Source organism: Halorubrum sp. GN12_10-3_MGM (genome assembly GCF_005435235.1).
Taxonomy (GTDB): domain Archaea; phylum Halobacteriota; class Halobacteria; order Halobacteriales; family Haloferacaceae; genus Halorubrum; species Halorubrum ezzemoulense.
The window spans coordinates 67,583-79,548 of record NZ_SGUB01000003.1; the positions used below are offsets into that span (position 1 = coordinate 67,583).

At 68.4% G+C, this 11,966-nt stretch carries 12 protein-coding genes; 2 read left to right on the forward strand and 10 right to left on the reverse strand.

Annotated features, from left to right (window positions below):
• The first annotated feature begins 72 nt into the window (after positions 1–72).
• Positions 73–309: a hypothetical protein gene (locus tag EXE47_RS03445; protein WP_049930038.1), complete on the forward strand. Its 237-nt coding sequence runs from the start codon at positions 73–75 to the stop codon at positions 307–309.
• 57 nt (positions 310–366) lie between these two features.
• Here EXE47_RS03445 and EXE47_RS03450 read toward each other — a convergent pair whose 3' ends face one another.
• Positions 367–2,067: a methylmalonyl-CoA mutase gene (locus tag EXE47_RS03450; RefSeq protein WP_137708016.1), complete on the reverse strand. Its 1,701-nt coding sequence runs from the start codon at positions 2,065–2,067 to the stop codon at positions 367–369.
• Positions 2,068–2,179: 112 nt separating this feature from the next.
• On the opposite strand from EXE47_RS03450, the gene EXE47_RS03455 reads away from it, so the two are divergent.
• The gene (locus tag EXE47_RS03455) at positions 2,180–2,536 is read left to right on the forward strand and encodes a hypothetical protein (protein ID WP_049930042.1); all 357 of its coding nucleotides are present in this window, start codon (positions 2,180–2,182) and stop codon (positions 2,534–2,536) included.
• A gap of 36 nt (positions 2,537–2,572) precedes the next feature.
• Here EXE47_RS03455 and EXE47_RS03460 read toward each other — a convergent pair whose 3' ends face one another.
• The 9 genes from EXE47_RS03460 to EXE47_RS03500 all read right to left on the reverse strand — a co-directional run bounded on the left by EXE47_RS03460 (position 2,573) and on the right by EXE47_RS03500 (position 11,936).
• A complete protein-coding gene (locus EXE47_RS03460) occupies positions 2,573–4,267 on the reverse strand; it encodes a potassium transporter TrkG (RefSeq protein ID WP_137708017.1) in 1,695 nt (564 codons plus the stop codon).
• A gap of 1 nt (position 4,268) precedes the next feature.
• Positions 4,269–4,967 (reverse strand): TrkA family potassium uptake protein, encoded by a 699-nt coding sequence (locus tag EXE47_RS03465; protein ID WP_342764947.1) that lies wholly within the window; start codon positions 4,965–4,967, stop codon positions 4,269–4,271.
• A gap of 92 nt (positions 4,968–5,059) precedes the next feature.
• On the reverse strand, positions 5,060–5,500 hold the full coding sequence (locus EXE47_RS03470; RefSeq protein WP_049930046.1) for a universal stress protein: 441 nt from the start codon (positions 5,498–5,500) through the stop codon (positions 5,060–5,062).
• Positions 5,501–5,614: 114 nt separating this feature from the next.
• On the reverse strand, positions 5,615–7,183 hold the full coding sequence (locus tag EXE47_RS03475) for a TrkH family potassium uptake protein (protein ID WP_089307826.1): 1,569 nt from the start codon (positions 7,181–7,183) through the stop codon (positions 5,615–5,617).
• Positions 7,184–7,261: 78 nt separating this feature from the next.
• Positions 7,262–8,764: a TrkH family potassium uptake protein gene (locus EXE47_RS03480; protein WP_089307827.1), complete on the reverse strand. Its 1,503-nt coding sequence runs from the start codon at positions 8,762–8,764 to the stop codon at positions 7,262–7,264.
• A gap of 10 nt (positions 8,765–8,774) precedes the next feature.
• On the reverse strand, positions 8,775–10,112 hold the full coding sequence (trkA, locus tag EXE47_RS03485; RefSeq protein WP_049930049.1) for a Trk system potassium transporter TrkA: 1,338 nt from the start codon (positions 10,110–10,112) through the stop codon (positions 8,775–8,777).
• Between the two features lie 159 nt (positions 10,113–10,271).
• On the reverse strand, positions 10,272–11,165 hold the full coding sequence (locus EXE47_RS03490; protein ID WP_049930051.1) for a mechanosensitive ion channel family protein: 894 nt from the start codon (positions 11,163–11,165) through the stop codon (positions 10,272–10,274).
• Positions 11,165–11,410: a YhbY family RNA-binding protein gene (locus EXE47_RS03495; protein ID WP_049930052.1), complete on the reverse strand. Its 246-nt coding sequence runs from the start codon at positions 11,408–11,410 to the stop codon at positions 11,165–11,167. The genes EXE47_RS03490 and EXE47_RS03495 overlap by 1 nt, the downstream gene beginning before the upstream one ends.
• A 79-nt stretch (positions 11,411–11,489) precedes the next feature.
• Positions 11,490–11,936, reverse strand: coding sequence for an SHOCT domain-containing protein (locus EXE47_RS03500; protein WP_086216473.1), 447 nt, complete (start codon positions 11,934–11,936; stop codon positions 11,490–11,492).
• Positions 11,937–11,966: the final 30 nt, after the last annotated feature.

Below are 11,966 nucleotides of genomic sequence, written 5' to 3' on the forward strand. Positions count from 1 at the left end.
CGGCCGTCGCGTGCGGTCGGCGCGTCCACACGCACAACTGTTAACATAAACCACGGCGTAGCTCGGGACGGGATGGACCGCACTGGCAAGTACACTGTCGTCGACGCGTGCAACGACCACGGGGCGATCACGCTCCGCGAGTACCCGCGCAACGGGACGCTGTACGTCGTCGAGTACGACGACCCCGACGTGGAGGCCGAGCTGTCCGCGCTCGACGCCGGCTCGGTCGTCGAACTCGATCTCAGGCGGGCGGGCCGCCGGGGCAACGCGTGGTGCGCGGAGTCCGCCCGACCGGTCGAGACGGCGTAGCGAGCGACCGGTCGGGACGGCGCAGCGCAGTCGGTCCGACTCCCTCGGTTTTTCGCGTCAGGCGACGCCGATCCGCTCGCGGTACGTGCCGTGTTCCTCCTCGAACACCGCCATGATCTCGCCCATCGTCGCGTACGCCTTCACCGCCGCGACGATCTCGGACATGGCGTTCTCCCCGGCCTCGACGGCGTCGCGGAGGTCGTCGAGCGCGCTCTCGACCGTGTCGTCGTCGCGTTCGGCCTTCACCGATTCGAGCCGATCGAGCTGTCGCTCGCGGGTGGTCTCGTCGACCTTCAGCAGGTCCGGCCGCGTGTCCTCGTCGATCTCGTAGGCGTTGACGCCGACGACCGTCTCGTCGCCCTCGTCGACGCGCTCCTGGTACTCGTAGGCCGACTCCTGGATCTCGCGGTGGAAGTACCCCTGCTCGATCCCCCGGAGGACGCCGTCGCGTACGGAGCCGTCGCCCATCTCTTTGATCTCCTCGATGTACTCCATCGCTGCCGCCTCCGCCTCGTCGGTGAGCGACTCGACCGCGAACGAGCCCCCAAGCGGGTCGACGATGTCGGCCGCGCCGGACTCCTCGGCGATGATCTGCTGGGTCCGGAGCGCGACGCGGACCGCCTGCTCGGAGGGGAGCGCGAGCGCCTCGTCGAAGGAGTTGGTGTGGAGGCTCTGCGTGCCGCCCAGCACGCCCGCGAGCGCCTGGATCGTGACGCGCGCGACGTTGTTGAGCGGCTGTTGGGCCGTCAGCGACTGCCCGGCGGTCTGGGTGTGGAACTTCAGCTGTTTCGACGCCTCGGCCTCGGCGCCGTACCACTCATCCATCACCGTCGCGTAGATCCGGCGCGCCGCGCGGAACTTCGCGACCTCCTCGAAGAGGGAGTTGTGCGAGTTGAAAAAGAAGGAGAGCTGAGGGGCGAACTCGTCGACGTCGAGCCCGCGGTCGAGGCACGCCTCGACGTAGGCGAAGCCGTCGGCGAGGGTGAAGGCGAGCTCCTGGACCGCGGTCGACCCCGCCTCGCGGATGTGGTACCCCGACACCGAGATGGGTTTGAACTTCGGCGTCTCCGCGACGGCGAACTCGATCGTGTCCGTCACCAGCTCGAGCGACGGCGCCGGCGGGACCACCCACTCCTTCTGCGCGATGAACTCTTTGAGCATGTCGTTCTGGAGGGTCCCCAGGAGCTTCTCGCGCGGGACTCCGCGCTGGTCGGCGAGCGCGACGTACATCGCGTAGATCACCGGTGCGCTCGGGTTGATAGTAAACGAGGTGGACACCTCCGCGAGGTCGATGCCGTCGAACAGCACCTCCATGTCGCGGAGCGTGTCGACCGCGACGCCCTCCTTGCCCACCTCGCCGAGCGACATCTTGTCGTCGGAGTCGATCCCCATCAGCGAGGGCATGTCGAACGCGGTCGAGAGCCCGGTCTGCCCCTCGTCTATCAGGTAGTGGAACCGCTCGTTCGTCTCCTCCGCGGTGCCGAACCCCGCGAACTGCCGCATCGTCCACGTGCGCCCGCGGTACATCGTCGGGTAGACCCCGCGGGTGTACGGCGGCTCGCCCGGGAAGCCGAGGTCCTCCTCGTAGTCGAGGTCGGCGACGTCGTCGGGCGTGTAGAGGCGGTCGACCTCGCGGTTCGACACGGTCGCGAACCGCTCGCTCCGCTCCCCGTGGCGGTCGAGCGTCGGGTCGAGCGTTTCCGCCTCCCACGACGCCTTCGCCTCGCGGATCTGGGAGAGCTCCTCGTCGTCGTACATACCGCCCGTTACCCGCCGGTCGCGTATAAATATTCATTATATTTTGGAAGGGCCCGGCGCCCTCCCGACCCCCCACGGATCCATTATATGGGACCGAGTCGAAGTGCCGGCTATGACAGATGCCGCCGAGCGCCCGACGCCGCCCGAAGGACTCCCGCCGAAGCTCGTTGCGGAGCTGCGCGAGTGTACGCCGGGAGAGCTCCGGAAGGCCATCGTCCACGCGCAGGAACTGCTCCACTTCCACGGGGAGGCGGAACTCCCGATCGACCCGGAGGACAACGACGACATCCTCCGCGTCACCGAGCACGACGGCTACACCGAGGTGGTGAAGCAGTTCCGCTGCGCCGACGGCTGCGACGACTGCCCACACGGGCCCTACCTCTACCACGTCACGGAGGAGCCGCATCCGGACGGGACCAGCAAGGTACACTGGTCGTTCATGGGGACGGTTCACGAGCGAGAGGTGTGAGCGAGACGAGCTACGACGTCGAGAGAGAGTCGGCCGTCAGGGGTTCAGCCCCCAGATCCCGGCCCGGACGAACACCAGCACCGGGATAATCTCCAACCGGCCGATCCACATGTTCAGGACGAACATCCCCTCGGCGGCCGGCGACATCGAGGGCCCCGTGATCCCCGTCGAGAGGCCGACGTTCCCCTGCGCGCTCGCGACCTCGAACAGCGCGTCGGCGTAGCCGAACTCCGGCCCGGCGACGTTGACGAGGACGAGGCTGCCGGCGACGAGCGCGAGGAGCCACAGCAGGGTGACGATGGCCGCCTCGCCGAACTCGCGCTCCATCGCCTCGCGGTCCAGCGTTCGGTCGCCCAGCCGCGCGGTGACGACCGCGTTCTTCGGGAGGAACACGCGTGAGAACTGCCAGACGATGCCCCGGGCGACCGTGTACCCGCGGACGATCTTGATACCGCCGACGGTCGACCCCGCCGCGCCGCCGAGCGTCATCGCGCCGACGACCAACACCTTCGCGCCGGCGACCCAGCGGCCGATCGGTGCGGACTGGAAGCCGGTACACGTGAGCGCGCTGATCCACTGGAACGTCGAGTCCCGAACGGCGTCGAGCTGCGCCCAGTCGAGGGGAGACGCGGAGAGCGGGAAGAACGATCCCGTCGAGAACGCGCTCGACGCTATCTCGGCGGACGCGACGTTCTGTACCGAGAGCACGACGACGCCCGCGCCCAGCAGCGTGAACAGCCACCTCGTCTGGAGGTCTGCGGCCAGTTCGCGCACGTTTCGGTCGCTGAGCACGACGTAGTGGACCGGGAACGCGATCGCGCCGAGCACCATGATCGGCAGCAGCGTCGCCTCAACTAGCGGGGAGCCGTACGTCGCGATCGAGTTGTCCGTGACGGAGAACCCGCCGGTCGTGAGCCCGGTCATCGCGTGGTTGAGCGCCTGCCACGCCGTCTCGCCGAGCGAGAGCGACTCGGCGTACGCGCTCTCGCTCGCCCGGATCGCGACGAACAGCGCCGCGAAGGCCAACAGCGTGTACGCCACCACGAGCTTCCAGACCGTCCGGACCGTCGAGACGACGCTCGGGTGGATCTTCCGCTCGCGCGCCTCGCTGCGGTAGAGGGCGTAGCTCCCGCTGCCGGGACGCGAGAGAATCGAGACCGTGAGGACGATGACGCCCACCCCGCCGACCCACTGGATGAACGAGCGCCACCACTGCACCGCCCGCGGCAGCGACGGCTCGTGGACGGCCATCGTCAGCCCGCTCCCGGTCCACCCGCTCATGCTCTCGAAGAAGGCGTGGAGCGGGTCGCGGAAGTACGCGAGACTGGAGAGGGTCGTCGTCCCGCCGACCCCGATCGGCTCCCACGAGGCGGTGTCCGCGGCCGCCGGAACGAACGCGTCCATCGCGGCCGCTGGCGTCGTCCACGCCGTGAGGAACAGCGGCAGGCCGCCGAAGAGGGCGACCATGAGCCAGCCGCCGGCCGCGATCACCATCCCGTGTTTCATCTTCGGCTCCGGGGCGTCGGCGAACCGCCTGTTCGCGGCGCCGCCGACGAGCGCCGTCACCCCGCCCGCGAGGAGGAAGCCGAGCGCCGCGTGGAGCTCTTCGAACCCGAGCGCGACGACCACCGTGACGGTCATCAGCCCGGCCTCCATCAAGAGGAGCGAGCCGATGTCCCGGGCGATGACGCCGAGATCGGTTGGGAATCGGTTGCCGTTCCGGTCGGGCATCTCAGTCGCGATCCTCCGCGTGCCCGAACACGTCGGTCACCTCGGCGGTCGCGCCGACGCCGGAGTACACGGTGAGCATGTCGCCTTCGTGAATGCGGGTCTCCCCGCGCGGCGTTATCGGGGCCTCCGATCTGTCGCGCTCGACGGCGACGATCAGCGTCTGGCCGCCGATGAGGTCCGCCTCGTCCGCCTCGCGGAGCGTCTTCCCGGCGATCGGGGCGTCTCCTCCCACGGTGATCTCGAACACCTCCGCCTCCTCGCCGATGTGCATGAAGTCGACGACCGACGGCCGGCTCACCGCCCGGTAGAGGTACTCCGCGATCAGGCTCTGGGGGTTCTGCATCGTGTTGACGCCGATCTGCTCGAACACGCTCATGTGCTCGGGGTTGTGGACGACCGAGACGATGTTCGGGACCGACAGCTCCTGGGCCAGCAGACAGACCATGATGTTCGTCGCGTCCTGATCCGTCGTCGATATGAGCGCGTCGGCCCGTTCGGCCCCGGCGTCTTGGAGGGTCTCCTTCGAGGTCGCGTCGTCGTTAAGCACGAGGCAGTCGTACTGCCGCGACGCCCGCTCCGCCCGTTCCTCGTCACGCTCGATGACGACGACCTCGTTGCCGCTGTCGGTCGCGAGGTCGACGAGCGGGGTCCCGATGTCGCCCGCGCCCACGACGATCACGTACATACGACACGTGTTCAAAAAGGATCGACGAAAACCTACCGTTCCCCGACACAACGGAGCGATCGGACGCCGCGGCACGAGCGGTCGCGGTGGACCGGGAGGCGGCCGACTCAGTCGGCCGCTCCCCCGCGCGGAAGCGCGACCACGGGCACGTGCGACTCAGTCACGAGTTCGAGCGAGACATCGCCCGAGAGGAACCGGAACAGGCGGTTGCCGCCGCGAGAGCGATAGCCGATCGCGCTCGCGCCGACCTCGTCGACGGCGTCGAAGATCGCACCGGCGATGTCGCGAGCGTACGCGGTGTGGTCGCCGGCGTCCGGGAACACGCGCCGGACCGCGGCGTACGACTCCTCGGCGAGTTCCTCCGACTGTTCGACGGGCGTCTTGTCCGGGACGCCCTCGCCCTTCTCGACCACGTGGAGCGCGGTCACGCGCTCCGGGTCGTACGGTTCGAGCGCCCGCGCCGTCGCCAGCGCGTCCTCCTCGTTCGCGACCGGGAGGAGGACGTGGCCGAGGAGATTCTGCCCGTCGGGATCGGCTGTACTCGTCATACGAACACCGATACTCCGGTCGGTTAAGAAGATACGCACTCCGAACCTCGGTTGGCCCGATAGCAGGCACCTCGCTAGGGACGTATCGGGACCCGTTCGGGTCCGAGACCGTCCTCACCGACCGTCCACGGCCGAGATGAACACGGCCAGCACCGGGACGATCTCCAGCCGACCGACCCACATCAGGAAGATCATCAGCAGCTTCGACGTGTCCGGGAAGAACAGGTAGCTTCCGAACGGCCCGAGGCGACCGAACCCGGGGCCGATGTTTCCGATCGTCGCGAGCGACGCGCTCGTCGACTCCAACATCGTCAGCTGGACGCCGATCCGGCTCGCGTCGAGGGACAGGAACACCGCCGAGACGCCGAACAGGACGAGGTACAGGATGGTGAACGCCATGATGCCGCGGATCGCGTCCTCGTCGACGACGTTCCCGCTGAGGCGGACCGGCCGGACGACGTCGGGGTGGGCGGAGGTGAACAGCTCGCGCCGGATCGCCTTCCCGACGATCAGCCACCGTACGATCTTGACGCCGCCGCCGGTCGAGCCGGCGGAACCGCCGATGAACATCGCGAACATGAGGAGAATCTGCGCGTCGGCGTTCCACTGCGCGAAGTCGGCGGTGGCGTACCCCGTCGAGTTCAGCAGCGACGCGATCTGGAACGCCGCCTGCCGGAGCGAGTTCTCGGCGACCCCCTGGGTCGCCCCGCCGAGCTCGATCGGCGGCGCCGCGCCGCGGAACAGCAACACCGCGAGCACGGCGGTCACGACCGCGACGGCCCCGGCGTACGCGCGGAACTCCGCGTTCTTCACCATCGTCTCGACCTCGCCGCGTAGCACGTGCCAGAACAGCGCGAAGTTGACGCCGGCGACGAGCATGAAGGGGATGACGACCCACTGGACGACGGCCGAGAACGCCGCGACGCTGTCGGCCTTCGGGGAGAACCCGCCCGTCGGGAGGGTCGTAAACCCGTGCGCGATCGCGTTGAACAGGTTCATTTTCGGCGCCATCCCGGCGAGGTGGAGCCCGTACAGGATCGCGATGTACACCACGGTGAACCCGAAGTAGATGAGCCAGAGCGCCCGCGCGGTCTCGGCTATCTTCGGGGTGAGCTTCTGTAGCTCCGGCCCGGGCGCCTCCGACTCCATCAGTTGGGCGCCGTTGACGGCGACCTCGGGGAGGATCGCGATCATCAGGACGATGATCCCCATCCCGCCGAGCCACTGCGTCAGCTGCCGCCACATCAGCACGGCGTGCGAGTGCCGGTCGGTGCTGATCTCACCGAGGACGGTCGCACCGGTCGTGGTGAACCCGCTCATCGACTCGAACAGCGCGTTGGCGATCGACTCCGTGAACGCGCCGACGGACCCGGTCTGGAGACCGATCGTCGACGCGGTCCCGTAGCCGGCTATCAGGTACGGGATAGTGCCGATGACCGCCGCCGCGATCCACGCGAGCGAGACGAACAGCAGCGCCTCGCGGGGACCGAGATCCGGGTCGGGGTCGACTCGCTCGACCGCGAAGCCGAGCCCCGCGACGATCGCCATGGAGACCAGAAAGACCCAGATGTCTTCGCCGTACACGAGCGCCACCACCAGAGGAACAAGCAGCGTGACGGCGAGGTACTTGATGCCGACGCCGAGAAGCCCGACACTCGCCTTCCAGTTGACGCCCCAAGACATGATACTCGAACGGTATGGCGGTCGCCCGTTCGCTGTATTAAACTGTCGAAGGGGGGACGACGGGAGAGCCGCCTTGACTCAGGAGGTCCAGAACGCCTTCGTGAACAACACGAGGACCGGGATGATCTCGATCCGGCCGATCCACATCAGGACGATCATCACGGCCCGCGTACTCAGCGGGAACGTCGCGAACGTCCCGTACGGGCCCGCGTCGCCGAACGCCGGGCCGATATTGAGGAACGTGGTCGCCGCGGCCCCGAGCGCCTCGAACTCGGTCACGCGCAGGTTCGCCCGCTCGGCGTCGACGACGATGACCACGGCGAGCAGGAAGAAGATCACGATGCTCAAGAGGAGGTACGCGTAGATGTCGCGGATCGCGCCCTCGTCGACCGGCTCCCCCGATATCCGGACCGGGCGAACGGACTCCGGGTGGATCGCGGTGAAGAGGTCCCGGCGGAACGACTTCAGCGCGACCAGCCAACGCAGCGACTTGATCGAGCAGGTGGTCGACCCGACCATCCCGCCGACGAACATCCCCATGAACAGCATGTGCTTCGCAGCGGGCGCCCACAGCACGTAGTCGGTGCTGGCGTACCCGGTCGTCGTCACGATGGACGCGACGTTGAACACTGCGTGGCGGATCGTCGCCTCGGCGCCGAAGGTGACGCTCGGATCGAGGAACAGCGCGCCCCCGACGATCGACGCGAACGTCGCCATCGCGCCGAGGTAGAAGTGAAACTCCTCGTTTCGCAGCAGGCGCATCGGCTCGCCGTTGATGGCGAAGTAGATGAGGACGAAACTGGTCGAGCCGATCACCATGAACGGGACGACCGCCCACTGGATCAGCGGGTGGAACGCGCCGACCGAGAGCGGCTCCGGCGAGAAGCCGGCGGTCGCGACGGACGTGAACGCGTGCGCGACCGCGTTGTACAGGTCCATCCGCGGGTCGACGGCGAGCCCGAGCAGGAAGTACACCGCGATCGCGAGGCCGGTGAGCCCGAAGTAGATCCCCCAGATGAGCTGTGCGGTCCGCGATATCTTCGGCGTGAGCTTGTTGACGTCTTGCGTCTGTGACTCCGACTCCATCAGCTGTGCCCCGCCGACGCCGATCTCGGAGAGCACCGCGGTCGCCAGGATCAGGATTCCGAGGCCGCCGAGCCATTGGATCACCTGCCGCCACATCATGACGGACCGCGAGTGGAGCGAGAAGTCGCGCAGCACCGTCGCGCCCGTCGTGGTGAGTCCGCTCATCGACTCGAACAGCGCGTTCACCGGGTGCGCGACCGTGCCGACGCCCGCGACGACGAAGGGGATCGCGCCGACGGCGGCGACGAGGAACCAGATCAGCGCCACCGCGAGGAACGCCTCCCGCGGGCCGAGGTCTCCCTCGGGGTCCCGTACCGACCGGAACGCCGCACCGAGCGCGAGCGAGGCGGCGATCGCCGCGAGGAACGGCACGGGCGGCTCGCCGTAGTAGAGGGCTATCAGCAGCGGAAACGCGAGCGGAACCGGGAGGGCGGCGAGGACGTCGCCGGTGAGTCCCACGCTCGCCCGCCAGCCGACGCGGATCGTGGTACTCACGTGGAGGCGGTCACGCCATCGAGGCGATCTGTCCGACCGAGTCGGACTCCACGAGGAGTATCACGTGGTCACCGGCCTGAAGTACGGTGTCCCCGCGCGGGGTGACCAGCTGGTGGTTGCGCGTGATCGCGCCGATAACGAACCGCGCATCGCTCTCCGCGACGATGTCCGATATCGGTCGTCCCGTGAGCCCGCACCCCTCGGTGAGTTCGAGTTCGAGGACCTCCGCCTGGTCGTTTTCCAACACCGCGATGTTCTCCGCGACGCTCTCGTAGGTGAACCGGGTGATCTCCTCGGCGGTGACCGTCCGGGGATTGATCGCGATGTCGATGCCGATCTCCTCGAAGACGGTGACGTAGTCGGGGCTGTCGACGACGGCGATCACGCGGTCGACGCCGAGGCGCTTGGCGAGCACGGAGATGAGCAGGTTCTTCTCGTCGGAGCCGAGCGCCGTGACGACGATATCGGCCTCGTCGACGTGTTCGCGGGAGAGGAACTCGGTGTCGGTGGGGTCGTGTTCCATCACGACGGTGTCCGGGAGGTTCTCGGCGAGCCACCGCGCGCGGTCGGCGTCGCGCTCGATCAGCCGCGGCGTGAAGTCCCGCTCCTCCAGCAGCCGGGCGGTCTGATACCCGATCTCGCTGCCGCCGACGACGACGATCTCGTCGGCGTCGTCCGGCGTCGCCTCGGGCGCGATGTCGGTCGCGAACGACTGAACGCTCTCGGGGCTTCCGACCACCACCGCGCGGTCGCCGACGACGATGTCCGTGTCGCCGCGGGGGATCGTCATCTCGCCGTCGCGGAACAGCCCGACGAAGGTGAGCGACTCGAACCGGTCGGCCTCCGAGACGGTCTGTCCAGCGACGGGGCTCCCCTCGCCGATCTCGAACTCCGCCATCTGGACGAGCCCGCCGGCGAACGGGTCGACGTCGATCGCCGCCGGGAGCCCGATGACGCGGACGATGTTCTCCGCGGTCAACAGGTCCGTACACACCATGAAGTCGACGCCGAACGCGCCCTCGCTGCCCTGCCAGGTGCGGAGGAACTCGGTGCTTTTCACGCGGGCGATGGTGAACCCGTCGCCGAGCGTCTTCGCGGCCCCGCACGCGACGAGGTTCGTCTGGTCGTCGTCGGTACACGCGATGACCATGTCCGCGCGGTCGACGTCGGCGGCCGACTGGATCTCAGAGGACGTCCCGTCCCCGGCGATGGTGAGCACGTCGAGCTCGTACTTGAGCTGTTCCGCCCGGTCCGGATCGACGTCGACGACGACGACCTCGTGGTCCGACGCGAGACTCGCGGCGATGCTCGTCCCGACCTCGCCGGCCCCGATGACGACCACGTACATGGACCAACCCAGAGACCCGACCTTGAAGTTCGTTACTATCGGTGCTCGGGCGTACTCAGCGCGCCAGCGACGGGGAAGACGCCGCCAGACGGTTCGAGGCGCCGCCCTGCCGGGTGACGCCGCTCCACCGAGCGGGAGTTCTCCGCCGCGGCCGCCGCTTCAATCGTCTCCGCCGAACGACGAGGGATCCGTCCACTCGTTGCGTCCCGAGACGGTGCGCTGGGGGAACGGGATCGAGATGCCCGCCTCGTCGAAGCGCGCCTTGACGGCCTTCACGTAGTCGGCGCGCGCCTTTACGAAGTCCGCCCGCGAGGGGTCGTCGATCCAGATCCGCGACTGGAGGCCGACGTACGAGTCGGCCAGTTCGGTCAGCCGGACCGACGGCGCGGGGTCTTCGAGGATCGCGTCGCTCCTCTCGGCCTCCTCGACGATGATGTCCGTCGCCTTCTCCACGTCGTCCTCGTAGTCGATCCCGAAGACGAACTTCAGCCGCAGTGTCTTCTTCGCGACCGGGTTCTTCACCACGTCGCTCGTCAGCGCGTGGTTCGGCACCGTAAGCAGTTCGTTGTCGAAGGTGCGCACGCGGGTGACCCGGAAAGAGATGTCCTCGACGACCCCCGAGTTGCCGTTCCACTCGATCCAGTCGCCGATGCGGAACGGCTTGTCCGTGTAGATGAACACGCCCGCGACGAAGTTCTTGATCACGTCCTGGAGCGCGAAGCCGATCGCGAGCGTCGCCGCCGCCGCGATCGTCGCGAGCGAGCGCAGGAACCCCTGGTAGCCCGCCGCGCCGAACGCGACCGTGACGCCGGCGAACAGGACGAGGAACGCCACGATCTTCTGGAGCGGGCGCCGGGCGTGCTCGTCGAGCCCCTGTCGGTCGAACACCCGGCGGACGAGCGGCTTGACGGCCGCCTTGTACAGGACGTACGTCGCGGTGACGACGGCGAGGAAGATCGCGGCGTCGACGACGATGTCGGCCAGCGGACCGAGGTACGGCTCCAGCGTCCCCGCGACCGCGACGACTCCGGACGCGCCCGCGGGGGCGCCCATCAGTGGAGCACCGCCGTGTTGCCGCGCGTCTCGATCAGGTCGGCGCCGACCGCCTCGGCGAGCTCGTCGGCGAGTTCGTCGGTCGACGTGCCGCCGCGGGCCGCCCGAAGGAACTTCACCTTCACCAGCTTCCGGTCGTCGAGCTGGTCGGCAAGCTCGTCGACGACCGCGTCGACGCCGCTCTTCCCGACCCAGACGGTCACGTCGAGGTCGTGCGCCTCCTTCCGCAGTTCGTGGTCGCTCATACGCGGTCGAGTCGGCCGCGCGCATTGAAGCTTGAGGTTCGGTCGCGCCGGTCGCGTCGGAGCGGCGCGGCGCCCCGCGTCACCGCTCCCGCTCGGCTTCGCGTTCCGGAGCCGCGGCGCGGTTCCGCTCCGCCCACTCGGCGGCGTCCTCCGGCGTCTCGGTCTCCAGTAGGCGATCGAGCTTCCGCTCGAACTGCTCGTCGGTGAGGTCACCGTTCGCGTACCGGGTCCGCAGGCGTTCGAGGGCGTCCGTGGTGTCGCCGGCCGCCTCGCCGCGCTCCGCCGTCTCTCCGCGTTCGACGGGGGTCGACTCGGCCTCGGGCTCGACGGCGAGCGAGTCCTCCGCTTCCTCGTCGAACAACATCGAGACGACCGGAATGATCACGATGTACCCGAACAGCATGAACCCGAGCCACCAGTCGAACCCGGCCAGGAGGGCGCCGAGCCACGTGCCGGTGACCACCGTCGCGGCGATGCTGCTCGCGTTGCGGCGAAACCGCTCGCGGGGAGTGGCGGCGTCGCTCATTGGGAGGACGGTTTCCGTGCCGGTACAAAA